The sequence below is a fragment of the Enterobacter cloacae complex sp. 2015409 genome (genome assembly GCF_041365315.1).
Lineage (GTDB): Bacteria > Pseudomonadota > Gammaproteobacteria > Enterobacterales > Enterobacteriaceae > Enterobacter > Enterobacter pseudoroggenkampii.
This window is the reverse complement of sequence record NZ_JBFTVM010000001.1, coordinates 1,384,516-1,410,055: the sequence shown is the minus strand read 5'-3', so window position 1 is coordinate 1,410,055 and position 25,540 is coordinate 1,384,516. Positions and strand designations below refer to the sequence as shown.

The following is a 25,540-nucleotide window of genomic DNA, read 5'->3' as shown; positions in this document are numbered from 1 at the left end:
ATGCATGTCTCAACAATTGGAGTTGTCCTTATCTCCGCCGATGCTGCCTGCTTTGTGCTACTTTATTGTTTCTATTGTGATTTTCTTCTTATTGTACTTCGGGAAAATGAAAGTTAACCGGCTCCGGAAATATCCACTGTTCATTGCTTATACGCTGTTTGTGATAGCCATTGCTGCCATTCAAATTAACGTTTTTGCCAACGGCTATGAGTTTGTTAGCGCATTTTTACTTATTGATTTTGATCCCTGGCGGTACAACTCGGTGTATTGGGGGTCGTTGATATTCGCCATGCTTTACCTTCTGGCGTTGCCTCGGAACAGGCCCTAGTTTCGCAACTTAACGTTACAGCATCTATTCTTAAACCTGGCTTTGACTTCAACTGACCAGCTAAACATGCGACAATGATCGGCACTGCCGGCTTAATTCTTTTGCTAAATCAGGATATTAACTGCCCATGAAGGGTAAATATAAAGCCGCTCTTGCGCTTTTACTACTGTTCATATTGTTGCCGCTTACGCTGCTGATGACGCTCGCCCAGTGGGTACCGACGCTCGCCGGGATCTGGCTGCCCGTCGGGACGCGCATCGCTTTCGAAGAGAGTCCGAAACTGACTCGCCACGCGCTGGTGATCCCCGATCTTCGCTATCTGGTTGAAGACTGCGAAATTGCCCGTATCGATAACGTGACGCTGTCACATCCCAGCCGCTGGAAGCTGGATATCGGCGCGCTGGATCTTAACTCCGTTTGCCTGAGCAAAATTCCCCAGTCTGCGCCCTCAACGGTCGCTCCCAAAACGCTGGCCCAGTGGCAGGCGGTATTGCCCAATACCTGGCTTACGGTTCACCGCCTGACGCTGTCGCCCTGGCAGCAGTGGCAGGGTGAGCTTAATGCGTCGCTGACCCCGTCCAGCCAGGAGATTGCCTATAAAGGCGAGCAGGTCAGCATTAAAGGCACGCTTCGCGGCCAAACGCTCTCGGTCAGCCAGTTTGATGTACAGCTCCCGGACCAGCCGCAGCCGATTAAGCTGGTGGGCGAGTTTACCTTGCCGCTGGTTCCTGACGGCGTGCCGGTGAAAGGCCACGCGGTGGCGACCTTTAACGTGCCACAGTTAACGTCCCTGGTCGACGCCGATCTGGACTGGGAAGAGAATCAGGGACAGCTGGTGGTGATGGCGCGGGACAACCCCGATCCGCTGCTTGACCTGCCGTGGCAGATCACGGCGGAGCAGCTGAACATCAGCGACGGGCGCTGGAACTGGGATCTCTCGGGTATGCCGCTGAGCGGGCGGGTGTCCCTTCGTGCAGATAACTGGCAGCAGGGGCTGGAGAAAACCACCCTGACCGGACGACTGAACGTGTTGACGCAAGGCGATGCGGGGAAAGGCAACGCGGTACTGAATATTGGGCCCGGCAGGCTCAGTATGGAAAACAGCGAAATGCCCCTGCATCTCAGCGGCGAGGCGAAGCAAAACGATCTCATTCTTTACGCCAAATTGCCCGCCACGCTGACCGGCAGCCTGTATGAACCGCAGCTGGCCTTTGAGCCGGGCGCGCTGCTCCGCTCGCGCGGGCGCATCATCAATTCGCTCGATATCGATGAAATCCGCTGGCCGCTGGCGGGCGTGAAGCTGACCCAGAAGGGCGTGGACGGTCGTTTACAGGCGATTCTGCGCGCCCATGAAAACGAGATGGGTGATTTTGAACTCCACCTGGACGGCCAGGCCAATGACTTTTTACCTGATAACGGCCTGTGGCAGTGGCGCTACTGGGGAAAAGGCGGTTTTACGCCGATGCATGCCCGCTGGGATGTCGCCGGGAAAGGCGAGTGGCGCGACAACCTTATTGAGCTGACGGCGCTCTCCACCGGTTTTGACAAGCTCCAGTACGGCACGATGGAGGTCAGCAAGCCGCGTCTGGTGCTGGATCAGCCGGTACGCTGGTTGCGCGATGCCGAAAAACCGGCCTTCAGCGGCGCGCTGTCGCTCAATGCAGGACAAACCCGTTTCTCCGGCGGCAGCGTGTTGCCGCCCTCGGTCCTGACCTTCAGCGTCGACGGCACCGACCCGACAATTTTTCAGTTTAAGGGCGACCTCCATGCGGACAAAATCGGTCCGGTACAGGTGAACGGTCGTTGGGATGGCGTGCGCCTTCGCGGGCAGGCCTGGTGGCCGAAACAGTCCCTCACCGTATTCCAGCCTTTGATCCCGCCGGACTGGAAAATGACGCTGCGCGACGGGGAGCTTTATGCGCAGGTCGCCTTCTCGGCGGCGGCCGATCAGGGCTTTGAAGCGGGCGGGCACGGCGTGCTGAAATCCGGTAGCGCCTGGATGCCGGACAACCAGATTAACGGCGTCGACTTTGTGCTGCCGTTCCGCTTCAGCGAGGGAACCTGGTCCCTCGGCACGCGCGGTCCGGTCACGCTACGCATCGGCGAAGTGGAAAACCTGGTGACCGCGCGCAACATTACCGCGGATTTACAGGGGGATTATCCCTGGACGGAGGACAATCCGCTGCTGCTCACCAACGTGAAGGTGGAAACCCTGGGCGGGAAGATCACCATGCAGCAGCTGCGGATGCCGCAGCACGATCCGGCCCTGCTGCGCGTGGACAATATCTCTTCGAGCGAGCTGATTAGCGCCGTCAACCCGAAGCAGTTTGCCATGTCAGGGCCGGTGAGCGGGGCGCTGCCGTTCTGGCTGGACAACGAAAAATGGATCATTAAAGATGGCTGGCTGACCAACCCGGGGCCCATGACGCTACGCATCGACAAAGATACGGCCGACGCCATCGTGAAAGATAATATGGTTGCGGGTGCCGCGATTAACTGGCTCCGCTATATGGAAATTTCGCGTTCGTGGACGAGAATCAATTTAGATAACCTGGGTGAATTAACCATGCAGGCGACCATCAAGGGGACCAGCCGGGTCGATGGCAAAAGCAGCTCCGTCAACCTGAACTATACCCACGACGAGAATGTCTTTACCCTCTGGCGCAGTCTGCGTTTTGGGGACAACCTGCAAACCTGGTTTGAGCAACATGCGGCGATACCTGCTCCCCGCAGTTCGACTGGCAAGGAAAGTGAGGAACAACAATGAATAAGATGGCTGGTGCGCTCACCGTTGCCGTTGCCGCGCTACTGACCGGCTGTACGCCGCGAATTGAAGTCGCTGCGCCAAAGGAGCCGATTACCATCAATATGAATGTCAAAATCGAACATGAGATCCACATCAAGGTCGATAAAGACGTTGAAACCCTGCTGAAATCGCGCAGCGATCTGTTCTGAGGACGCCATGAAACGAGTAGCTCTGATTTTGCTGGCGCTGGGGATGAACGTGCAGGCAGCTGCGCTGACCTTAAACGATGCCCGGGCCCAGGGGCGCGTGGGGGAAACCCTCAGCGGTTATCTTGCCCCGGTTCAACAGGACGCGGAAACGCTGGCGCTGGTTAATCGCATCAACGCGGCGCGCACGGAAAACTACCAGAAGCTGGCTGACAGCAATAATTTGCCGGTCGATGAAGTGGCCAAAATGGCAGGGCAGAAACTGGTTGCCCGCGCGCAGCCGGGCGAATACGTGAAGGGCATTAACGGAAAATGGCTCAAAAAGTAGCTAGCGGTAGCGCCTGCGGTATTCCCCCGGCGAGACGCCAAAACGCTGCTTAAACGCCGTTGAAAAATGGCTATGGTCGGTGAACCCCCAGCTGTAGCCAATGCCCGCCAGCTTTTCATCATCACCGGCAGCGCGCAGTACCTGCGCGCACAGATCCAGACGACGGTTTTTGATGTACTGCGCCACCACCAGCCCTTTCTCGGCAAACATGCGGTAGAGGCTGCGCACGGACATACCGCTCTCGGCGGCGATCCATTCCGGGCGCAGCGATTCAGACTGAATATGGTCGTCAATCAGCGCCACCACATGCTGGAACTGGCGCTCCTTGCGCGGCTGAATGATTTCACGCTGCTGGAAAGCGGGACGAAGCAGACAGATCATCGCCTCGAGCGCCGCTTCACTTTCGCGGTCACTCAGGTCGGCATTGCTCATGCTCTCCATCAGCAGGCGATGGCTCAGCTGTACCGTGGGTAAGGTGCGGGAAAGGGCGGTCGCGCAGCTTATCTCCTGGAAACGACACTGCTGCTCAATTATCTGACGGGGAACCAGCAGCGAAATCTGGCGGGACTTTTCCCGCCAGTTGATCGAGCAGGGACGCGACGCGTCAATCAGCGTGATATCACCGGTCCTGAGTAGCGCGCGACGGTCATCCTGTTCAATTTCCGCGCTGCCTTCTAGCTGGAACACGGTATAGAACCAGGCATCGTTACTCTGCGTGATCTCCTGACGGGAGCGGAACAGATTAACGCCGCCTGCGGTCACGGTACTGAGCTTCAGGCTGCGCGCATAGCTGGTCTCCAGCTCGCCGTAGAATTTTCCCTCGGTGGGCTGCGCGTTAAAACGCCCGCAAACCTGGTTAATTTGCGCCAGCCACTGCTGATACTGTTCCTGCTCGCTTGCACACGCCATCGTTTCTCTCACTGCACCGTCAACGTTTTCGCATTGTTGCATTTGTGTTGCATTTTGTCAGAGCTATGAGGCTGACTATAGGAAAGAACACTCACCGGTAACAGCGATATAAGCGGCAATTATCGCGATTTGCGGAGCCTGTCACAGGTGGCAAAGCGAATGTCACAGAGACAAAAGCGAGAATGCAAAACCCCACTTAGACTGGATGGACACCCTGCGAAGAATAACGAAGGAGTATCCTATGTCTGAATCACAGGTGGCCATTCAGCCTGCCGTACAACAATTTTTAGACCGACAGCATGGCCTGTGGATTGAAGGGCGTCAGGCCGCGTCGGACAGTGAAAAGCGGCTGAACGTCTACAACCCGGCCACGGGCGAAGTCATTGCCTCGACTGCCGATGCCAGCGTCGACGACGTTGACCGTGCCGTCATGTCCGGCTGGCGCGCGTTTGTCGCCCGCAGCTGGGCCGGAAAACTCCCGGCGGAGCGCGAGCGGATCCTGCTCCATTTCGCTGATCTGGTGGAACAGCACAGCGAGGAGTTGGCCCAGCTTGAAACGCTGGAACAGGGCAAATCCATCAACATCTCCCGTATGTTTGAAGTCAGCTGCACCCTGAACTGGATGCGCTATACCGCCGGGCTGACCACCAAAATTACGGGTAAGACCCTCGACCTCTCCATCCCGTTACCGCAGGGCGCCCGCTATCAGGCGTGGACGCGTAAAGAGCCGGTTGGCGTGGTGGCTGGGATTGTGCCCTGGAACTTCCCGCTGATGATCGGGATGTGGAAAGTGATGCCAGCGCTGGCCGCGGGCTGCTCTATTGTCATTAAGCCGTCAGAAACCACGCCGCTGACCATGCTGCGCGTGGCGGAATTGGCCAGCGAAGCGGGCATCCCTGACGGGGTGTTCAACGTGGTGACCGGCAGCGGCGCGGTGTGCGGCGCAGCGCTGACCTCGCATCCGCATATTGCAAAGGTGAGCTTCACCGGCTCAACGGCGACGGGTAAGCAAATTGCCCGTGCGGCGGCGGACACGCTAACCGGCGTGACCCTGGAGCTGGGCGGGAAAAACCCGGCAATTGTACTCAAGGATGCGGACCCGGCGTGGGTGATCGAAGGCCTGATGACCGGCAGCTTCCTGAACCAGGGCCAGGTGTGCGCGGCGAGCTCGCGCATCTACATTGAAGCGCCGCTGTTTGACACGCTGGTCAGCGGGTTTGAGCAGGCTGTGAAATCCCTGAGCGTCGGGCCGGGCATGTCGCCGGAGGCGTTTATCAACCCGCTGGTGTCGCGCGCCCACTGTGACAAGGTGCAGACCTTCCTTGATGAGGCGAAGTCGCGCAACGCGGAGCTGATCGTCGGTAACCGGGGGCCGGAAGGCAAAGGTTATTACGTTGCGCCTACGCTGGTGGTGAACCCGGATGCCTCGCTGCGCCTGACCCGCGAAGAGGTGTTTGGTCCGGTGGTCAACGTGGTGCGCGTCGCGGACGGGGAAGAGGCGCTTCAGCTGGCAAACGACAGTGAATATGGCCTGACGGCCAGCGTCTGGACGCAAAATATCAGCAAGGCGCTGGAGTACACCGACCGGCTGCAGGCGGGCACCGTCTGGGTGAACAGCCATACGCTGATCGACGCCAACCTGCCGTTCGGCGGCATGAAACAGTCCGGTACCGGGCGTGACTTTGGTCCGGACTGGCTGGACGGCTGGTGTGAAACTAAGTCGGTGTGCGTGCGGTATTAAAAACATTGCCGGGTAACGCTGCGGTTACCCGGCAGGCTTTAACCCGGCGGCTATTTCAATGCTGCGGCAATGACCGATGGAATAGCGTCAAACGCCTGCGCAACGCCTTTAGTCCTGACTTCTTCACTGCGCGTCGCCCCTTCAGCACGGACAAATTCCACTCTGTCGATACCCAGAAAACCAAAGAATCGCTGCAGGTACCTCTCCTGAAAATCCATGTCTTCGATTGGCGTACCGTGATATATCCCGCCGCGGGTTGAAACGACAATAATCCTCTTGCCGGTCGCATGCCCCACCGGGCCCGTCGGGGTATAGCTAAAGGTTTTTCCCGGCTGGGCGAGTCGATCTAACCAGGCTTTAAGCTGAGTTGAGACGGAGAAGTTATACATAGGCGCACCTATCACGATGAGGTCGCTATTGAGAAATTCGTTCACAAGTTCCCCGGACAGCGCGTGTTCGCGGACATCTTCAGCCGTCGCATCGGTGGCTATCCGCAGCGGCCGGAACCCAGCGGCAACGGTGCCGGTGAGATGGGCGATGGGGGTTTTAACGACGTCGCGATAGACCACCTTCTCTGACGCGATCTGGCGAACCACCTCTGCCGTCAGCTGACGTGAAAGTGAGAACTCGCCGTTAATACTTGAATCTATATGCAGGATATTCATTTCTCTGTTTCCTTTGCGTCGGTTTGGGTTGCTTGTTCGATAAACTGACTTACGGCGTCCGGGTGGGAAATCATCGACATATGGCTGCTCTTAATACGCAGGACGGTGGCGTTCATGGTGCCGGCGAGCTGCTGCTGGATACCGGGAGAGAGGGCGCGATCCTCTTCGGTTATCAGATACCATGAGGGTTTTTCACGCCATGCTGCATGTTCTACCTTCTCGCTGAAGGCGCTTGCCGCGATAGGCTGCTGCGTTGCCGTCAGCAGTTTTACGCGTTTGAGGGGCAGATCGTTGGCCATCGTGCGCTGATAGGCATCGGGATCGTCCAGCCAGATTAACCCTTTTTTATCCGGGCGCATGTCGGCCATAGGGGCGTTGAGGCGGGTAAGAAGAGAGGTAACCGATTCACCGCTGTCGGGGGCAAGGGCGGAGAGAAAAACCAGTTTTTTCACCTTCGGATTATTGCCTGCCTGAGCGATGACCGCGCCGGCCCAGGAGTGGCCAACAAGCACTACGTCCCCTTGCTGACGGTCGATGACACGCTCTGTGGCGGCGACGTCCTCTTCAAGCGAAGTCAGAGGGTTTTGTACTGCCGTGACGTGGTAGCCCCGGGTCTGCATACGGCCTATCACTTCCTGCCAGACGGAACCATCGGTAAAGGCACCATGCACGAGGATGATGTTATTAATCCGCGCCTGCACAGACTGCGATGCAGCCATGCAAAGCAAAGAAAGAAGAACGGGCAAGCGTGTCGGTTTCATAAGCGTGACGTAATTTCCTGAGAGACGTTGAAGCACAGTGTAACGAGAGGGACAAAGAGGCTTGTAGTGTCTGAAATGACTGTTAACATACGAAATCAGACATTTTACTCAGGCCTGAATCATGAGAATTGCCATTTTAGCGTTACCCGGAAGCATGAAATCCGCCGTGGCTGGGCTCTGCGACATGTTCTGGCTGGCTAACGAGGTGATTGCCCAGCAGCCGGACGGCGAGGGCATTTCGCCTTTTGAGGCGGTCATCATCACGGCGGAAGGAAAACCGGTCCCGGACGCGCAGGGGCGGCCGATCGAGGCCGAAGCGAGCTTTGTTACCGGAGGAACCTTCGATCTCGTGATTGCCTGCGGGATGAAGCTTGACGAGCAGAAACGCCCGGTCTCGCCAGCGGCCGTCCTTGAGGCTGGCGCATGGCTGCGCGGCCAGTATGATAAAGGCGCGATGCTTGCGGGAGCCTGTGCCGGTGGGTTGGTTCTCGCCGAGGCGGGGATCCTCAATGGTCGGGCATGCACGACGACCTGGTGGCTTTACCATACTTTCCGCCAGCGTTATCCGCTGAGCAAACCTGTCTGGGGTAAAGCGCTGGTGCAGGACGCACGGGTTATCACATCCGGTGGCCCGCTCTCGTGGGTTGACCTGTCGCTGCATATCATCCGTCTGCACGCCGGGCAGAAGCTGGCGCGTCTGACGGCCGATATGGCCGTGGCTGACAGCCAGCCGTTATCTCAGCAGGTTTACGCGCCAGCAGGTTTTTTAAATTCAGTCCATCCGATGATAATGAAAGCGGAACATATCGTCCGGTATGAAAATCCGGCGATCACCGTAGAACAGCTTGCCCGGGCGCTGAATATGACCACTCGTACCCTTCACCGAAAAATGGCGGAGGAGATGAATGAAAGCCCTAAAAACTTTTTGACGCGCATGCGCATTGAAAAGGCAATGCGTCTCCTGGAGCAACCGGGGTACGTAATAGCGGAGATTGCCGGCGCTTGCGGTTACGCTGACGACACGGCATTCAGGCGCGCATTCACGGGGGTGACGGGCATGTCGCCCGGTCAATACCGCAAATGGATCGCCGAGCGTCATGCGGAATAGCTGCCGTTCTCACCGGCATACTCGATCCCGCCCGGCCTCCTTCGCCCGATACAGCGCCGCATCGGCGCGGGCGATGATCTCGGTGCCCGCTAACCCTTCCGCCATGCTCGCAATCCCCATGCTCACGGTGACATGGTCGCTAACGGTTGACGCGCTGTGTGGTATGGCTTCCGCGCGCAGGCCGTCCTGAATGCGTAAGGCCACCTTTTCCGCGATGTTTTCCGGGCAATTGAAGAGGATGACCACGAACTCCTCGCCGCCGTAGCGCGACACCACATCGTCAGGTGTGCGCACCGACTGCTTCAGCACCCGCGCCACGCGGGTCAGACAGTCGTCGCCTGCCTGGTGCCCGTACGTGTCGTTGTAGAGCTTGAAATAGTCGATATCCAGCATAATCACCGAGAAGGTTTTCTTCTGCTCAACCGCGTTTTCCAGCACCACCTCCATTTTCCGGCGATTGGCGGTTTTGGTTAACGGATCCTGATGCGCCAGCGCATCCAGTCTGGAGATCAGCAGCTGATTTTGCTGATTACGCCGCCAGGCCTCGTCAAACCAGCTCAACAGGATAAAACGTCCGCAAATCAGGATCAGCGAAAACACGCTCCAGATGACGACGAAATGAAGGTTGAGACCATCATTCAGTATCCAGCTTGCTATCGGCAGGGTGATCCAGAGCGGGAGCACAAACGCGAGTAACCCTTCAGGATAAAAATAGAGCGCCGTTAAGCCGGCGAGTAATAAAATGACGCACAGCGGCCAGACGTGAGGCAGCAGCAGCTGGGTAATAAACCAGAAGCAGGAGACCGACCAGATGGCGCTACAGATAAACAACACCACGCTGATTCCGGCGATTCGCCGCCAGGCCATGAGGATCAGCGCGGCTGAGAGAATAATAATGCCGAGCATGGAGGCATCGACCATTCTCGTCAGCTGCGGCGAGTGGGGATAAAGGGGATCGCTGGCGTTAAGCAGAACGTGTCGCAGCAGGATCATCACCGCGAAGCTGATATTGACGAAGGCCAGCCACGGCAGGTTCATCGCCAGCCCGTGCATGACCATGGCATGGCGCGTCGGCCAGGTTGCCCGTTCAAGTGTCGGTTTTTTTCTTTTTTCCATTGACGCTTTTTACCCTGTCTGGCGAACACCTGAAGCAGGAAAGGGCGGACGAACCGCCCTTTTGCATGCACCGTTACGGTGTCACAATGTTAAACCAGAAATCAAACTTATCCATGTAACTAAGCATGGCATCAAGTTTCGCGCTGTCGCCACTTATTTTGACATTTCCGCTGTCCTGAGCCTGTTTCAGCGTCACTTCCTTGAGAATGATTTTATTCAGGGTGTCACGGTTGAGCGTCAGCGTTGCATCTGCATCTTTTGCTTCTGCGTTCGCCGTGTGGTTCAGCACGCCATTTTCCAGCTCGAGTTTGTACTTCCCGCCATCGCTGCCCAAATCAATGTTAAACACAGATTTAGCCTCACCGGCTTTCTGGCCATTGATATGGACTGCCAGGTAGTCAAAGAACATCTCTGGCGTCATCGCGCGTACCGTATCCGGACTGGCGGTATTCGGCGTTGGACCTTTCACCACGCCGTTACGCAACTCCTGCGCACCTGTCAGGTAGAAGTTACGCCACGGGCCGGATTCGGCCTGATAGCCCAGCTGTTCCAGCGCATCCGCTTCCAGGTCACGTGCCGCCTGATTGTTTGGATCGGCAAAGACCACTTTACTCACCACCTGCGCCACCCAGCGATAGTTCCCCTGGTCGAAGTCAGTTTTCGCCTTGTTCAGGATGGCATCCGCGCCGCCCATATACTCAACGAATTTCTTCGCGCCTTCTTCCGGCGGCAGCTCATCCAGCGTCGCCGGGTTGCCGTCAAACCAGCCCAGATACAGCACGTAGGTGGCTTTGACGTCATGGCTCACCGAGCCGTAGTAGCCGCGGTTAGCCCAGGTATGCGCCAGTGAATCCGGGAGCGTAAAGTTCGCGGCAATTTCGTCGCGCGTCAACCCTTCGTTCGCCATACGCAGCGTCTGGTCGTTAATGTAACGATAGAGGTCACGCTGGCTTTTCAGCAGTTTGACCACGTTTTCGTTGCCCCAGGTCGGCCAGTGGTGTTGTGCCATGATGATTTCGGCCTTATCACCCCAGCGCACAATCGCCTGGTTAATGTATTTCGACCACGGCAGCGGCTCGCGGATTTTCGCTCCGCGCAGCGAGTAGGTGTTGTGCAGGGTGTGGGTCACGTCTTCTGCGGATTCAATGACTTTTTTCTCTTCGATATACCAGAGCATTTCCGATGGCGCTTCGGAGCCAGGCGCAAGCATAAAGTCGTAGGTCAGGCCGTCGATAACCTCTTTCTGCCCATCTTTCTCGATAATATTGGTCGGGGCAATCAGCGTCACCGTCCCGGCAGAGGTGGTGGTACCTAGGCCCGCGCCCACCTGGCCTTTGGCATCTGGCTTCAGCAGGTTGCCATACATATAGCTGGCGCGGCGGCTCATCACGTTGCCCGCCATAATGTTCTCGGCAACGGCCGCTTCCATAAACCCGGCAGGCGCGTAGACCTTCACTTTACCGGACTTCACGTCCGCTTCATCCACCACGCCGCGCACCCCGCCATAGTGGTCAACGTGGCTGTGGGTATAAATGATGGCGACGACCGGTTTCTTGCCGCGATGTTTAAAATAGAGATCCATCCCGACCTTCGCCGTTTCTGCCGACACCAGCGGGTCAACCACGGTAATACCGTCTTTCCCTTCGATGATGGTCATATTCGACAGATCAAGATTTCGAATTTGATAAATACCGTCGGTCACTTCAAACAGGCCGCTGATATTAATCAGCTGAGATTGACGCCATAAGCTGGGATTAACGGAATCCGGGGCTTTATCGCCTTCTTTAATAAAGGAGTACTGCTGCGGGTTCCAGATGATATTGCCTTGTTCCCCTTTGATAATTCCCTGAGGAATAGGGGCAATAAAGCCTTTATGGGCGTCCGTAAAATCGGTGTTATCGGAGAAAGGAAGCTGATTAAACAGGGCGTTATTGGCTTGTTGCGTTGCGGCCGTGGCATCCTTCGGGGCTTCTGCGGCATAGGTGGAGCTAACGGAAATAACAAGTCCAGCCAGAGCAAGACTCCTGACGATTAAATTGAATTTCATCCTAACCTCTCAGTGGTGTATTACGTCGTTCGTGGAAACTTCGTGTCCTGGCTGAAAGTGGTTCAAGAAATGCAATGGAAATAAACGAGGTAGAAATAACTATAATCGGGGAGAGGCATTCAGCAAGTAAATAGATGAAAAACCGGGCATTGCGCCCGGTGCGTTATTTATTTCTGTTCGTCTTTCTTTTTCCCGAGCGTTGGCGTCTCGTCGAAGAAGTTCCACGGTTTAAGGAGGGTATGCACCCATTCCGTCGGCATGATCGGCCACTCCTCCGCGCGTGCCACGTGGGTGGTGCCGGTGGTCATCCAGACGACATCGTCCTGATCGTTGAGCGACTCGTTATCTTTGCTGTACTGACCCAGGCCGGTGTCGTGCACGGAGCGGTTCGGGAATTTTCCTTCCGGGTAAAGTTCATCCGGGTGGTAGCGGGTCACCCACAGCTGTTTGTCCATAAAGCTCAGGCGATGGTAGATCCACTCGTCCGGGGCAAATTTCGCGCCGGTCGCCACCGGGTGCGTACCGCCAGCGTAAGGGATAATCTGGTACGAGACCGGGTTGCCCATGCGGTTCTCTTTACGGGTGTTGCTCAGCAGGCGAATGGTTCCCGGGTCGAACTTCTGCGCCGCCTGCTGCTCGGTATCAATATCGTACTGATTGATCTGCATGGTGCTGGTGCGCGGGCCACCGGCGGTATTCGGCTTCACTTCCGGATCCATGGCCACCAGCTTGTTGTTGATGCCGTCCACGTCCATATCAAGACGGAAGTTGTAGATGTGCTGGTGCGTGGTGCCCACGATGTTATGGTCGATCAGCGTGCCGTATTTTGTATCGTCTTTGGCGGTGGCGTCGTGCATGGTTTTCGCCTGTACGCCTTTCACCGCTTCGATACCTGTCGCACCGGCGTCAATGCCGATGGTGCCATTTTCATGGAACACCCAGTCGAAGATGTAATCGTAATTGCCCACGGTACTCACCCAGCGCACCACCAGCTCGCGGCGCTCGGTGCTGACGTTAGGCTGGCCCATCTCCTGATGCTTGTATTCCGGCCCCGCGTAGCGTTCGAAAATGGCGATCGCGCGCGGGATCTCCATCGGCGCGCCGGTGTAATCCGGGATGGTTTCATTGAGCATCACCGCGTTGGACGGCACGTCTTTGCCGCGCACCAGCGGCGAGGTCAGGGTGCCCATACCATAGTCGCCGGAGTCGAGATAGGCTTTAAAGTACCAGCCCACGTCCGGATCGCCGTAAGGAACGATCATGCCGCCGAGCGACCCCTGATACATAATCTGGCGTTTTTTGCCGTTGTCGTTATAGGTGACGGTTGAGATCATCGGGCCGACGCGGGAGTCCAGGCTCAGGTGGAAATCCCAGTTCTGCCAGTGCACCATATCGCCGGTGATGGTGTAGTTCTTGCCTTCCGGCTCAATGATGTCGAGCGGTTTTTTCGGCATCTCTATACGGTCGCGGCCATCGTAGGGGCGCGGCGTCATCGGAACCGGAACAACGGCGCCTTCCTCAATCTTCTGGATTTTCTTCTGCTCAAGATCGACCACGGCCACCAGGTTTTCAATCGGGTGCGCCCAGTAGTTGCCGTCGCCAACGTCCAGATAGCTCACCACTTTCAGCAGGCGATCTTCCTGCTTCAGGCCATCTTTACCGTCGAAATAGCCGACGGTCAGCGGCGTGGTAATCACTTTTTTCGGGTCGGTGATGCCGTGTTTTTTAAGCACCTCGGCAAACTCCGTGCTGTCGTTGATGATTTGCTGAACCGCGGTGAAATCATCCAGCAGCACCATGCCGTGCGCGTCTTTCACAGGCTCCCAGCGCAGGATTTTTTTATCCTTCAGATCCACCAGGCTTTCGATAACGTGCTTTCCGTCGAGCATCACGATCTTCGCCTGACGCGGGGCATCCACCGCCGTACCGTTAAGCACAAAGTCCCACACTTTGGCTTTCTCTGGCTCAGCAAGGGCAATCTGGGTAAAGCGGGTATTCGGTTTAAAATCCGCCGAGGCTTTGACAATCTCAACGGCTTGCTTAATTTCGTCCGCCGTCAGCGCGTTTAGCGGGTGAGGGCGTTTCTCAACCTGGAAGGTCTGATCGAGGCCTGACTGGAAAACATCGTTGATAAAGGTATCGGAAATAAAGGCTTTCTTGCCTTTCATCACCACCGGCACCTCGAGCTTGAGGGTTTTACCGTTGACGATGGCGGTTTTAGCGCCCAGTTTGACCTTCACAAAGGCGCCGTCTTTTGCAATGGTGAACATCTGTGCGTAATCATCCCACTGAACGTCGGCGCCAAAGTCCTGCAGCGTTTTGTCCATCGGGACCATATGCGCCTCACTGCCGTGGGCGAAAACAGGGGATTGCCAGGCGCAACACAGCGCAACGGCCATAGCCAGCGCCGTTCTACGGGCAGAAAAAGAAGAATTGCTTCCCATCGTAGACCTCATCTTGTTGTGTTTATTGTGTTGTGACAGCCTTATCCTGACAGGCGCCTGAGAAAAGCGTTTGCCTGCATCTGCCAGATTATTTGTCAGCCTTGCCAGGTTAAAAAAAGAGCGGGGGTAAATCACATGCCGGGCCATTTCCCCTCCCCATTGAGGCTGAGGGAACCCCACAAATGATGTCAGCACAGACGGCCCCCTCTCCCTTGAGGGAGAGGGCTGGGGTGAGGGGGAACATACGGCACTGGTGGTCATTCCGTTCACTTTATGTTCCTAGCTACTCTGTAACGACATGGCCTGTGAACGTGCCAGGGTGGCTCAGTCGCCACCACCCTGGCGACCCGGGCTCCCGGCGGTAAATCGCCGCTGCGCGGTACCTTCGGCTTATTCCTTCCGGCTTATCGGGTACGGGCGGAGGTAACATCCCTGTAAAGCCCGCCCTCTCGGCGCATCCCGGCGCCTCGCCCCGGCCGGAAGGCAAACGCCTCAGCGATTTACAGCCGGACCAGGGCATCGCTGAAGGCCCTCAGCCATTCTAAAAGCAGCGTTATTGCTTCTGCTTGCACATTACTTGAGAGCGCTCAGCCATTGTGGAGAGGATGAGGAGCAGGGAACTTAGCTGAAATCCCCCTGCTGGCGCGCCACCAGCGTCAGGATGGAGTAGAGCGCCACGGCCTGCTGGTGCTGGTTGAAGATCTCAACCGCCCACTCCACCACGCCCGTCGGTTTTTCCTCCGCGGTACGCTGTTTCTTCAGCGTTTTACGTTTGCAGGTCAGACGCACCTGAATGGTATCGCCCGGTTTAACCGGCTCGATAAAGCGCAGGTTCTCCATGCCGTAGTTAGCAATGACCGGCCCGACGCCCGCATCAACAAACAGCCCCGCGGCGGCGGAAATCAGGAAGTAGCCGTGCACCACGCGCTCGCCAAAGATCGACTCGGCCGCGCCGATCTTGTCCATATGGGCGTAGAAGTGGTCGCCGCTCAGGCAGGCAAAGTTCACGATGTCCGCTTCCGTGAGGGTGCGGCGCGGCGTCAGCAGGCTGTCGCCCGGCTGCAGCTCCTCAAAGTATTTGCGGAACGGATGCACGCGATCTTCCTGCACCGCTGCGCCACGCACCCACTGTTTGCCGATGGCGGCCAGCATGGTCGGACTGCCCTGAATCGCGGTGCGCTGCAGGTAGTGCTTCACCGCGCGCAGACCGCCCAGCTCTTCGCCGCCGCCCGCGCGGCCCGGGCCGCCGTGCACCAGCTGCGGAAGCGGGGAACCGTGGCCGGTGGACTCTTTCGAGGCTTCCTCGTTGAGGATCTGAATACGCCCGTGGGCGCGCGCCGCGCCGAGAATAAACTGGCGGGCAGTGTCCAGGTCTGCGGTGACCAGCGTACCCGCCAGGCTGCCGCCGCCCGCGCGGGCCAGCTGCATTGCGTGGCGCGCGTTGCGATACGGCATCAGCGTCGCAACGGGGCCGAAAGCCTCCGTCGCGTGGACGGCCGGGGTTTCATCCGGCTGCGGGCAGAACAGCAGGGTCGGTGGGAAGAACGCGCCCGCGGCCTGCAGATCCGCTTTGCCGCCCAGACGGATCTGGCAGCCTGCGGCGATCAGTTGCTCCACTTTCTCCTGCACGTCCGCACGCTGTTCGGCGTTGACCAGCGCGCCCATCTTTACCCCTTCCTGCGCCGGATCGCCCACAACCACCTTTTCCAGCCGGGCAACCAGCGCCTGGCTCACGGCGTCAATCTGGTTTTGCGGGACGATAATGCGGCGAATGGCCGTACATTTTTGCCCTGCTTTGGCGGTCATCTCGCGCACCACTTCCCGAATGAACAGGGCAAACTCCGGCTGCTCCGGCGTGACGTCTTCCCCCAGCACGCAGCAGTTCAGGGAGTCGGCTTCCATGGTGAACGGAATGGAATTCGCCACAATATTTGGGTGCACGCGCAGACTTTGCCCGGTGCTGGCGGAGCCGGTAAAGGTCACCACGTCCTGGCTGTCGAGCTGGTCGAGCAGATCCCCGGCGCCGCCGCAGATCAGGCTGATGGCGCCGTCCGGCACCAGCCCGCTGTCGACGATGGATTTCACCATCGCCTGCGTCACCTGCGCGGTGGCGGTGGCGGGTTTGATGATGGCAGGCATGCCGGCAAGCCAGGTCGGGGCCAGCTTTTCCAGCATCCCCCAGCAGGGGAAGTTAAAGGCATTGATATGCACCGCCACGCCGGATTTGGAGGTCAGGACGTGGCGCGCCGCAAAGCCGCCTTCTTTTGACAGCGGGATCAGCTCGTCTTCCGGCCACACGGTGTCATCCGGCAGCTCGCGGCTGCCCAGGCTGGCGTAAGTGAAGAGGGTGCCGATCCCGCCTTCAATATCGACCCAGCTGTCCGCCTTCGTCGCTCCGGTCTGGGCGGACAGGGCATAAAAAGTCTCTTTCTCGCTAAGCAGGTGCTTTGCCACCGCCTTCAGCATGGCCGCGCGTTCGATAAAGGTCATCGCGTGAAGCGCTTCGCCGCCGCGCTCAATCGCATAGCGACGGGCGGCCGCCATGTCCAGCCCTTCGCTGGTCACGCCCCACAGCGCTTCGCCACTGATGGCGTGATGAATAGTGCGTTCGCGGCCCCGGCCAGACTGCCAGGTACCGGATAAGAAGCTGGCTAACTGCTGCATCGCTTATCTCCAAATGTTACGTAATTTACCCATTAATAGTTTTATCATGAATCATAAAAATCAAGCTGAGTTTTAATGAATTGTTAACATTGTGATCCGCTCTGATGAAATACGGCGCGCGAGGACGCTTTTCAGTACGCCTGCAGTAAAAGCCTTGCGAGCGATATCACAAAACAAGGAAACAATTCTTGGGGTTATATTTAACCTTTGTGTAACTTTTAAAAAAACAAAGTGATTCAACATTACGCTTTAATTTGCAAACTAACGAATCATAAAGGTGATGACGTGACGCAAGAACAACGGTTTGAGCAGCGCATAGCGCAGGAGACGGCGATTGAGCCTCAGGACTGGATGCCTGACGCCTACCGTAAGACGTTGATCCGCCAGATTGGTCAGCATGCGCACTCCGAAATTGTCGGCATGCTCCCGGAAGGGAACTGGATCACCCGCGCCCCGACGCTACGCCGCAAGGCGATCCTGCTGGCGAAGGTGCAGGACGAAGCCGGACACGGGCTCTACCTCTACAGCGCGGCGGAAACGCTGGGCTGCGCACGGGAAGACATCTACCAGAAGATGCTCGACGGCAAAATGAAGTACTCCTCCATCTTCAACTATCCGACCCTGAGCTGGGCCGATATCGGCGTGATCGGCTGGCTGGTGGACGGCGCGGCCATCGTCAACCAGGTGGCGCTGTGCCGAACCTCCTACGGTCCCTATGCCCGGGCGATGGTGAAAATTTGTAAAGAAGAGAGCTTCCACCAGCGTCAGGGCTTTGAAGCCTGCATGGCGCTGGCGCAGGGGAGCGAGGCCCAGCGCCAGATGCTGCAGGACGCCATCAACCGCTTCTGGTGGCCGGCGCTGATGATGTTCGGACCAAACGACGACAATTCGCCGAACAGCGCCCGCAGCCTGGCGTGGAAAATCAAACGCTTCGGCAACGACGAGCTGCGCCAGCGCTTTGTCGACAACACGGTGCCGCAGGTGGAGATGCTGGGCATGACGGTGCCCGATCCCGACCTGCGTTTGGATGAAGAGAGCGGTCATTATCGCTTCGGCGAGATCGACTGGCAGGAGTTTGACGAGGTCATTAACGGGCGCGGCATCTGCAACCACGAACGCCTGGCCGCCAAACGCAAAGCCTGGGAAGAGGGGGCGTGGGTGCGGGAAGCCGCACTGGCGCACGCGGAAAAACAACACGCCCGCAAAGTGGCTTAAGAGGAATCACGATGAGCAATGTCTACTGGCCGCTGTACGAAGTGTTCGTACGCAGCAAACAAGGGTTATCCCACCGTCACGTGGGTAGTCTGCATGCCGCCGACGATCGCATGGCGCTGGAAAATGCGCGTGATGCCTACACCCGCCGCAGCGAAGGGTGTTCTATCTGGGTGGTTAAGGCGAGCGAGATTGTCGCCTCCCAGCCGGAAGAGCGCGGCGAGTTCTTCGACCCGGCGGAAAGCAAGGTTTACCGCCATCCGACGTTCTACACCATCCCTGACGGCATCGAGCATATGTGAGGCAAAGAATGAATTCAGTGACTGCCTATGCCCTGCGTCTGGGCGACAACGGTCTGGTGCTCTCCCAGCGTCTCGGCGCCTGGTGCGGCCACGCGCCGGAGCTGGAGATCGACCTCGCGCTCGCCAATATCGGTCTCGACCTGCTGGGCCAGGCGCGCAATTTCCTGACCTATGCCGCGGAGCTGGAAGGCCAGGGCGATGAAGACACGCTGGCGTTTGGCCGCGACGAGCGCCAGTTCCGCAATCTCCTGCTGGTGGAGCAGCCGAACGGCAGCTTCGCCGACACGATTGCCCGCCAGTACCTGATGGATGCCTGGAACGTGGCGCTGTACGAACGCCTGACCCAAAGCCGCGACGGCCAGCTTGCCGCGATTGCCGCCAAAGCGATTAAAGAGGCGCGCTACCACCTGCGCTTCAGCCGCGGCTGGCTGGTGCGTCTGGGCGACGGGACCGAAACGTCCGCGCAAAAAATGCAGCAGGCCATCGAAAGCCTGTGGCGTTTTACGGCCGAGCTGTTTGAGGCCGATGACGTTGAGCTGGAATTGATTCAGTCCGGCGTGGCGGTTGACCCGCGCACGCTGCGCCAGTCGTGGGAAAGCGAAGTGTATGCCGGTCTGAATGAAGCCTGCCTGCAGGTGCCCGCAGAGGTAGCGTACCGCACCGGGGGCAAGCAGGGGCTGCATACCGAACATCTGGGCCCGATGCTGGCGGAGATGCAGTATCTCCAGCGCGCGTATCCCGGTCAGCAGTGGTAAAGGAGAACGCTATGCAACGCCTCGTCGACATCGCGCCCGCGCAAATCCCGCAGATCTGGGCGCTGCTAAGCCAGATCCCGGACCCGGAAGTGCCGGTGTTAACCATCACCGATTTAGGCATGGTGCGCAGCGTGAAGGCGCAGGGGGAAGGCTGGGTTATCGGCTTCACGCCAACCTACTCGGGCTGTCCTGCAACGGAACATCTGCTGGGGGCGATCCGCGAGGCGATGACCGCGCACGGCTTTACCCCGGTGCACATTGTACTTCAGCTTGAACCCGCCTGGACCACCGACTGGATGACCGCCGACGCGCGCGAGCGCCTGCGGGCGTACGGTATCAGTCCGCCGGTGGGGCATAGCTGTCACGCGCACGCGCCGGTGGAGGTGAGCTGCCCGCGCTGCGCCAGCACCGACACCTCGCTTATCAGTGAATTTGGCTCAACGGCCTGCAAAGCGCTCTACCGCTGCAATACCTGCCGTGAGCCCTTCGACTATTTCAAATGTATTTGAGGCTGCCATGACAACGTTTCATTCATTAACAGTGGCAAAAGTGGAACCCGAAACCCGCGACGCGGTGACCATCACTTTCGCGGTGCCGCAGGCGCTGCAGGAGGCCTACCGATTCCGTCCCGGCCAGCACCTGACGTTAAAAACGACCCTTGGCGGGGACGAGCTGCGCCGCTGCTACTCCATCTGCCGGAGTACCGCCCCGGGCGAGATCAGCGTGGCGGTCAAAGCCATCGACGGCGGGCGCTTTTCCCGCTATGCCCGGGATGAGATCAAAGCGGGTATGGCCCTGGAGGTGATGGTTCCTCAGGGGCAGTTTGGCTACCAGCCGCAGGCCGAACGCGAAGGCCACTACCTGGCGATTGCGGCAGGCTCCGGGATCACCCCGATGCTGGCGATTATCTCCGCTACGCTAACGACCGAGCCCAACAGCCATTTCACCCTGATCTACGGCAACCGCAGCAGCCAGAGCATGATGTTCCGCCAGGCGCTGGCGGACCTGAAGGACAAATACCCGCAGCGGCTGCAGCTGGTCTCCATCTTCAGCCAGGAGCGGCTGGACAGCGATTTGCTCTATGGCCGCATCGACGGGGAAAAACTGCAGGCGCTGGCGAAAACCCTGATCAACTTCCGCCAGTACGACGAGGCCTTTATCTGCGGCCCGTCGGCGATGATGGACGACGCCGAAGCCACGCTGAAGGCGCTGGGGATGCCGGACAAATCCATTCACCTTGAGCGCTTTAACACCCCGGGGATCTCCGTTAAACGCGCGGTGCACGTGCAGGCGGAAGGCCAGAAAGTGACCGTTCGCCAGGACGGGCGCGACCGTGAAATCACCCTGACGGCGGACGATGAAAGCATCCTGGATGCCGCCCTGCGTCAGGGGGCGGATCTGCCGTATGCCTGCAAGGGCGGCGTCTGCGCCACCTGCAAATGCAAAGTGCTGCGCGGGAAGGTGGACATGGCGACCAACTACAGCCTGGAGCCGGACGAGCTGGCCGCCGGGTATGTGCTGAGCTGCCAGTCGCTGCCGTTAACCGCCGACGTGATTGTCGACTTCGATGCGAAGGGGATGGCATGAGCGAACTGATTGCTACCCGTCATGGCCGCGTGCTGCAGCTGACGCTCAACCGTCCGGCGGCGCGCAACGCCCTCAACAACGCGCTGTTAACCCAGCTTGCGGTACAGCTTGAGGCCGCCGCCGTGGATGCCGACATTGCCGTCTGCGTGATTTACGGCAGCGAGCGCTGCTTTGCCGCCGGGGCCGATCTCAACGAAATGGCGGAAAAAGACCTGCCTGCCACCCTGAATGATATTCGCCCACAGCTGTGGGCACGCATTAACGCGTTCAGCAAACCGCTGATCGCCGCCGTGAACGGCTTCGCGCTGGGCGCGGGCTGCGAGCTGGCGCTGCTGTGCGACATGGTGATTGCCGGTGACAACGCCCGTTTCGGCCTGCCGGAAATCACGCTCGGCATTATGCCCGGCGCGGGCGGCACCCAGCGTCTGATTCGCAGCGTCGGGAAATCCCTGGCCAGCAAAATGGTGCTGACGGGCGAGAGCATAACTGCACAGCAGGCGCTGAGCGCCGGGCTGGTGAGCGATGTTTTCCCGGCAGCGCTGACGCTGGAGTATGCCCTGAAGCAGGCGGCCCTGATGGCGCGCCACTCGCCGCTGGCGCTGCAGGCGGCGAAACAGGCGCTGCGCCAGTCTCAGGAGGTACCGCTCCAGGCCGGGCTCGCGCAGGAGCGCCAGCTGTTTACGCTGCTTTCCGCCACCGAAGACCGCCGGGAGGGCATCGACGCCTTCTTACAAAAACGCACCCCCGACTTTAAAGGACGCTAATTGTGGAATTTATTCTCAGTCATGTAGAACAGGGCGTGATGACCATTACGCTGAACCGTCCGGAGCGTCTGAACAGCTTTAACGACGTGATGCACCAGCAGCTGGCCGAGTGCCTGAAACAGGCCGAGCGTGATGACACCGTGCGCTGTCTGCTGATCACCGGGGCAGGACGGGGCTTCTGTGCCGGTCAGGATCTGAACGACCGCAACGTCGACCCCAACGGCCCGGCGCCGGATCTGGGGATGTCCGTTGAAACCTTCTACAACCCGCTGGTGCGCCGCCTGGCAAAGCTGCCGAAGCCGGTCATCTGTGCCGTTAACGGCGTGGCGGCAGGTGCGGGGGCCACGCTGGCGCTCGGGTGCGACATGGTGATTGCGGCCCGTTCCGCCAACTTCGTGATGGCTTTCAGCAAGCTCGGCCTGGTGCCGGACTGCGGCGGTACCTGGCTGCTGCCGCGCGTGGCGGGACGCGCCCGCGCCATGGGGCTAGCGCTGCTCGGGGACAAACTCAGCGCCGAACAGGCGCAGGCGTGGGGGATGATCTGGCAGGTAGTGGATGACGAGCAGCTCTCCACCACGGCGCAGCAGATGGCGCTGCATTTTGCGTCGCAGCCGACCTTCGGCCTGGGGCTGATCAAGCAGGCCATCAACGCTGCAGAAACCAACACCCTGGACGCCCAGCTCGATCTGGAGCGCGACTATCAGCGTCTGGCCGGACGCAGCGACGATTACCGCGAGGGCGTCAGCGCCTTCCTGGCGAAGCGCGCGCCGAACTTTACGGGGAAATAAGATGCTGAATATACGGACTGTCGCCGTGATCGGCAGCGGCACGATGGGCGCAGGGATTGCCGAAGTCGCCGCCAGCCACGGTCATCAGGTGCTGATCTACGACATTTCCAGCGATGCGATATCGCGCGCCATCGACGGGATCCGCCAGCGTCTGGCCTCCCGGGTGACGCGCGGAAAGCTCTCCGCCGATGCCGGGAGCCAGATCCTGGCCCGGCTGGTTCCCGTCACGGATATCGACGCGCTTTGTGCGGCCGATCTGGTCATAGAAGCGGCCTCAGAGCGTCTGGAGGTGAAAAAGGCGCTGTTTGCTCAACTGGCTGAGATCTGCCCGCCGCAGACGGTGCTAACCAGCAATACCTCTTCCATCTCCGTCACGGCGATTGCGGCGGACGTCCACCACCCGGAGCGGGTCGCAGGGCTGCACTTCTTTAACCCGGCGCCGGTGATGAAGCTGGTGGAGGTGGTCAGCGGGCTGGCGACCTCTCCGGAAGTGGCCGACGCGCTGTGCGAGCTGGCGCTGAACTGGGGCAAACAGCCCGTTCGCTGCCAGTCAACGCCGGGGTTCATCGTCAACCGCGTCGCCCGTCCGTTCTATTCCGAAGCCTGGCGCGCGCTGGAAGAGCAGGTTGCCCCGCCGGAGGTGATTGACGCCGCCCTGCGGGAAGGCGGCGGCTTCCCGATGGGGCCGCTGGAGTTGACCGACATGATTGGTCAGGACGTGAACTTTGCGGTGACCTGCTCGGTATTTAACGCCTTCTGGCAGGAGCGTCGTTTTCTGCCTTCGCTGGTGCAGCAGGAGCTGGTGCTGGCAGGAAGGCTGGGCAAAAAGAGCGGGAAAGGCGTTTACGACTGGCAGGGTGACAAACCTGACGTGCAGTGGGTTGAGTCGGTGAACGACAGCTATAGCCCGATGCGCGTGGAAAAAAGACGTGACGGTGTCACCGAAATTGATGACGTGTATCTGGTTGAAACGCAGGGAGAGACCGCGCAGGCGCTGGCGCTGCGGCTCAACGGCCCGGTGGTGGTGGTGGACCGCATTGAGCGTGACGTGGCGGTCATTGCCGCCGCGGCCAGCAACCCGCACACCGCGACGCAAAAAGCCATCCGCTACCTGCAACAGCAGGGGCATCGGGTGGTGCAAATTGCCGATTATCCCGGCCTGCTGATCTGGCGGACGCTGGCGATGATTGCCAACGAGGCGCTGGATGCCCTGCAAAAAGGGGTCGCCAGCGAGAAGGACATCGATACCGCTATGCGCCTCGGCGTGAACTACCCGAGCGGGCCGATCGCCTGGGGCGAGCGCCTGGGCTGGCAGCGCCTGCTGACGCTGCTCGAGAACCTGCAGCGTCATTACGGCGAAGAGCGCTATCGCCCCTGTTCACTGCTGCGCCAGCGCGCGCTTCTGGAGAGTAGCTATGAGTCATAACGCCTGGCATAACGCCCGCGCGATGTACGAACGGGACGCCTGCGCGCAGGCGATGGGGATGGACATTGTCGAGATGGACGAGGGCTACGCGGTGGTGACCATGACCATCACCCCGCAGATGCTGAATGGCCATAAAACCTGCCACGGCGGCCAGCTTTTTTCGCTGGCGGACACCGCCTTTGCCTACGCCTGCAACAGCCAGGGGCTGGCGGCGGTAGCCTCCGGCTGCTCGATTGATTTTCTGCGTCCGGGCTTTGCCGGGGACACGCTCACCGCCACCGCGCGGGTGAAGCACCAGGGCAAGCTGACCGGCGTGTACGACATTGAAATCCAGAACCAACAACAGAAAACCGTCGCCCTTTTTCGCGGAAAATCTCACCGCATCGGCGGCAGCGTGACAGGAGAGGCAGATGCGTGACGCATTTATTTGTGATGGCGTTCGAACCCCGGTGGGGCGCTACGGTGGCGCGCTTGCCGCAGTCCGAACCGACGATCTCGGCGCCGTGCCGCTGCGCGCGCTGCTGGCCCGCTATCCCCAGCTCGACCTCGAGCGGATTGACGACGTGATTTTCGGCTGCGCCAACCAGGCGGGGGAAGATAACCGCAACGTGGCGCGCATGTCGTCCCTGCTGGCCGGGCTGCCGCAGACGGTGTCCGGGACCACCCTTAACCGCCTGTGCGGGTCCGGGCTGGACGCGATTGGTTTTGCCGCGCGCACCATTAAGGCGGGCGACGGCGACCTGCTGATCGCGGGCGGCGTGGAGTCGATGTCCCGCGCGCCGTTTGTGATGGGCAAAGCCACCGCCGCGTTTCAGCGTCAGGCGGAGATCTTCGATACCACCATCGGCTGGCGATTTGTGAATCCGCTCATGCATCAGCAATTCGGAACTGACAGTATGCCGGAAACGGCAGAGAATGTAGCTGAATTGTTAAATATCAGCCGTGCCGATCAGGACGCGTTCGCGCTGCGCAGCCAGCAGCGTACCGCGCAGGCGCAGCAGAACGGCATTCTGGCGCAGGAGATTGTGCCGGTGCTGGTGCCGGGTAAAAAAGGGGCAGTCACAGCGTTCAGCGTGGATGAACATCCGCGCGCGGACACCACGCTCGAGCAGCTTGCCGGTCTGAAAACGCCGTTCCGTAAGAACGGAGTGGTTACGGCGGGAAATGCCTCCGGCGTCAACGACGGCGCTGCGGCGCTGATCGTCGCCAGCGAGAAGATGGCGCTGGCTCAGGGGTTAATCCCGCGCACGCGGATCGTGGCGATGGCGACGGCGGGCGTGGAGCCACGTCTGATGGGGCTCGGCCCGGTACCGGCCACTCGCAGGGTGCTGGAGCGCGCCGGACTCAGTATTAACGATATGGACGTGATCGAGCTTAACGAAGCTTTCGCCGCGCAGGCGCTGGGCGTGCTGCGTCAGCTGGGCCTGCCGGATGATGCCGCGCACGTCAACCCGAACGGTGGCGCGATTGCGCTGGGCCACCCGCTGGGCATGAGCGGCGCCAGGCTGGCGCTGGCCGCGAGTAACGAACTGCACCGACGCGGCGGGCGCTACGCGCTGTGTACGATGTGCATCGGTGTGGGTCAGGGCATTGCCATGATCCTTGAGCGTGTTTGAGCATAAAAACAATGTGAGTACCCTACA

Annotated in this window: 23 protein-coding genes; 16 read left to right on the top strand and 7 right to left on the bottom strand. The window is 59.3% G+C overall.

The window, feature by feature from the left end; all coding sequences use genetic code 11:
• Positions 1 to 4: 4 nt before the first annotated feature.
• The 4 genes from ACDO57_RS06690 to ACDO57_RS06675 all read left to right on the top strand — a co-directional run bounded on the left by ACDO57_RS06690 (position 5) and on the right by ACDO57_RS06675 (position 3,608).
• Positions 5 to 328 carry a hypothetical protein gene (locus ACDO57_RS06690; RefSeq protein WP_208763831.1) on the top strand — a complete coding sequence of 108 codons (324 nt, stop codon included), beginning with the start codon at positions 5 to 7 and terminating at the stop codon, positions 326 to 328.
• 127 nt (positions 329 to 455) lie between these two features.
• Positions 456 to 3,095, top strand: coding sequence for a YdbH family protein (locus ACDO57_RS06685; RefSeq protein WP_370883728.1), 2,640 nt, complete (start codon positions 456 to 458; stop codon positions 3,093 to 3,095).
• Entirely contained in the window at positions 3,092 to 3,283 is a 192-nt protein-coding gene (locus ACDO57_RS06680) for a YnbE family lipoprotein (protein ID WP_032651162.1), read from the top strand. Before ACDO57_RS06685 ends, ACDO57_RS06680 begins: the two co-directional genes overlap by 4 nt.
• A gap of 7 nt (positions 3,284 to 3,290) precedes the next feature.
• Positions 3,291 to 3,608: a YdbL family protein gene (locus tag ACDO57_RS06675; protein WP_024909488.1), complete on the top strand. Its 318-nt coding sequence runs from the start codon at positions 3,291 to 3,293 to the stop codon at positions 3,606 to 3,608.
• On the opposite strand, the gene feaR is transcribed toward ACDO57_RS06675, so the two are convergent.
• Positions 3,609 to 4,517, bottom strand: a complete 909-nt coding sequence (gene feaR / locus ACDO57_RS06670; protein ID WP_208763833.1) for a transcriptional regulator FeaR — start codon at positions 4,515 to 4,517, stop codon at positions 3,609 to 3,611. It abuts the gene before it with no gap.
• 241 nt (positions 4,518 to 4,758) lie between these two features.
• Between feaR and ACDO57_RS06665 the strand changes: the two genes are divergently transcribed.
• Positions 4,759 to 6,258: an aldehyde dehydrogenase family protein gene (locus ACDO57_RS06665; RefSeq protein WP_290094879.1), complete on the top strand. Its 1,500-nt coding sequence runs from the start codon at positions 4,759 to 4,761 to the stop codon at positions 6,256 to 6,258.
• A 50-nt stretch (positions 6,259 to 6,308) separates the two neighbouring features.
• Here ACDO57_RS06665 and ACDO57_RS06660 read toward each other — a convergent pair whose 3' ends face one another.
• The gene (locus ACDO57_RS06660) at positions 6,309 to 6,923 is read right to left on the bottom strand and encodes an FMN-dependent NADH-azoreductase (RefSeq protein ID WP_048989521.1); all 615 of its coding nucleotides are present in this window, start codon (positions 6,921 to 6,923) and stop codon (positions 6,309 to 6,311) included.
• The gene (locus ACDO57_RS06655) at positions 6,920 to 7,684 is read right to left on the bottom strand and encodes an alpha/beta hydrolase (RefSeq protein ID WP_048989520.1); all 765 of its coding nucleotides are present in this window, start codon (positions 7,682 to 7,684) and stop codon (positions 6,920 to 6,922) included. Before ACDO57_RS06655 ends, ACDO57_RS06660 begins: the two co-directional genes overlap by 4 nt.
• A 121-nt stretch (positions 7,685 to 7,805) precedes the next feature.
• Here ACDO57_RS06655 and ACDO57_RS06650 point away from each other — a divergent pair, with 121 nt between their 5' ends.
• The gene (locus tag ACDO57_RS06650; RefSeq protein WP_248272105.1) at positions 7,806 to 8,792 is read left to right on the top strand and encodes a helix-turn-helix domain-containing protein; all 987 of its coding nucleotides are present in this window, start codon (positions 7,806 to 7,808) and stop codon (positions 8,790 to 8,792) included.
• A 9-nt stretch (positions 8,793 to 8,801) separates the two neighbouring features.
• On the opposite strand, the gene ACDO57_RS06645 is transcribed toward ACDO57_RS06650, so the two are convergent.
• The 4 genes from ACDO57_RS06645 to paaZ all read right to left on the bottom strand — a co-directional run bounded on the left by ACDO57_RS06645 (position 8,802) and on the right by paaZ (position 17,063).
• Entirely contained in the window at positions 8,802 to 9,908 is a 1,107-nt protein-coding gene (locus tag ACDO57_RS06645) for a membrane-associated sensor domain-containing protein (RefSeq protein WP_370883727.1), read from the bottom strand.
• A gap of 73 nt (positions 9,909 to 9,981) precedes the next feature.
• Positions 9,982 to 11,955 (bottom strand): alkyl/aryl-sulfatase, encoded by a 1,974-nt coding sequence (locus tag ACDO57_RS06640; RefSeq protein ID WP_370883726.1) that lies wholly within the window; start codon positions 11,953 to 11,955, stop codon positions 9,982 to 9,984.
• 167 nt (positions 11,956 to 12,122) lie between these two features.
• Entirely contained in the window at positions 12,123 to 14,399 is a 2,277-nt protein-coding gene (gene tynA / locus ACDO57_RS06635) for a primary-amine oxidase (protein ID WP_370883725.1), read from the bottom strand.
• A 621-nt stretch (positions 14,400 to 15,020) separates the two neighbouring features.
• A complete protein-coding gene (gene paaZ, locus ACDO57_RS06630) occupies positions 15,021 to 17,063 on the bottom strand; it encodes a phenylacetic acid degradation bifunctional protein PaaZ (RefSeq protein WP_370883724.1) in 2,043 nt (680 codons plus the stop codon).
• 285 nt (positions 17,064 to 17,348) lie between these two features.
• Between paaZ and paaA the strand changes: the two genes are divergently transcribed.
• The 10 genes from paaA to pcaF are packed head-to-tail and all read left to right on the top strand — an operon-like array spanning position 17,349 to position 25,513.
• Positions 17,349 to 18,278: a 1,2-phenylacetyl-CoA epoxidase subunit PaaA gene (gene paaA, locus ACDO57_RS06625; protein ID WP_024908043.1), complete on the top strand. Its 930-nt coding sequence runs from the start codon at positions 17,349 to 17,351 to the stop codon at positions 18,276 to 18,278.
• A gap of 11 nt (positions 18,279 to 18,289) precedes the next feature.
• The gene (paaB, locus tag ACDO57_RS06620) at positions 18,290 to 18,577 is read left to right on the top strand and encodes a 1,2-phenylacetyl-CoA epoxidase subunit PaaB (protein WP_008502380.1); all 288 of its coding nucleotides are present in this window, start codon (positions 18,290 to 18,292) and stop codon (positions 18,575 to 18,577) included.
• A gap of 8 nt (positions 18,578 to 18,585) precedes the next feature.
• Positions 18,586 to 19,332: a 1,2-phenylacetyl-CoA epoxidase subunit PaaC gene (gene paaC, locus ACDO57_RS06615; RefSeq protein WP_370883723.1), complete on the top strand. Its 747-nt coding sequence runs from the start codon at positions 18,586 to 18,588 to the stop codon at positions 19,330 to 19,332.
• Between the two features lie 11 nt (positions 19,333 to 19,343).
• The gene (gene paaD / locus ACDO57_RS06610; RefSeq protein WP_157189095.1) at positions 19,344 to 19,841 is read left to right on the top strand and encodes a 1,2-phenylacetyl-CoA epoxidase subunit PaaD; all 498 of its coding nucleotides are present in this window, start codon (positions 19,344 to 19,346) and stop codon (positions 19,839 to 19,841) included.
• A 7-nt stretch (positions 19,842 to 19,848) separates the two neighbouring features.
• Positions 19,849 to 20,919 (top strand): 1,2-phenylacetyl-CoA epoxidase subunit PaaE, encoded by a 1,071-nt coding sequence (gene paaE / locus ACDO57_RS06605; RefSeq protein WP_370883722.1) that lies wholly within the window; start codon positions 19,849 to 19,851, stop codon positions 20,917 to 20,919.
• Positions 20,916 to 21,683: a 2,3-dehydroadipyl-CoA hydratase PaaF gene (paaF, locus tag ACDO57_RS06600; RefSeq protein WP_370883721.1), complete on the top strand. Its 768-nt coding sequence runs from the start codon at positions 20,916 to 20,918 to the stop codon at positions 21,681 to 21,683. The genes paaE and paaF overlap by 4 nt, the downstream gene beginning before the upstream one ends.
• Positions 21,683 to 22,471, top strand: a complete 789-nt coding sequence (gene paaG / locus ACDO57_RS06595) for a 2-(1,2-epoxy-1,2-dihydrophenyl)acetyl-CoA isomerase PaaG (protein ID WP_029741870.1) — start codon at positions 21,683 to 21,685, stop codon at positions 22,469 to 22,471. Before paaF ends, paaG begins: the two co-directional genes overlap by 1 nt.
• Position 22,472: 1 nt before the next feature.
• Positions 22,473 to 23,897 carry a 3-hydroxyacyl-CoA dehydrogenase PaaH gene (paaH, locus tag ACDO57_RS06590; RefSeq protein WP_370883720.1) on the top strand — a complete coding sequence of 475 codons (1,425 nt, stop codon included), beginning with the start codon at positions 22,473 to 22,475 and terminating at the stop codon, positions 23,895 to 23,897.
• Positions 23,887 to 24,315 (top strand): hydroxyphenylacetyl-CoA thioesterase PaaI, encoded by a 429-nt coding sequence (paaI, locus tag ACDO57_RS06585; protein ID WP_032651181.1) that lies wholly within the window; start codon positions 23,887 to 23,889, stop codon positions 24,313 to 24,315. The genes paaH and paaI overlap by 11 nt, the downstream gene beginning before the upstream one ends.
• On the top strand, positions 24,308 to 25,513 hold the full coding sequence (pcaF, locus tag ACDO57_RS06580) for a 3-oxoadipyl-CoA thiolase (protein WP_024908035.1): 1,206 nt from the start codon (positions 24,308 to 24,310) through the stop codon (positions 25,511 to 25,513). The genes paaI and pcaF overlap by 8 nt, the downstream gene beginning before the upstream one ends.
• Positions 25,514 to 25,540 lie beyond the last annotated feature (27 nt).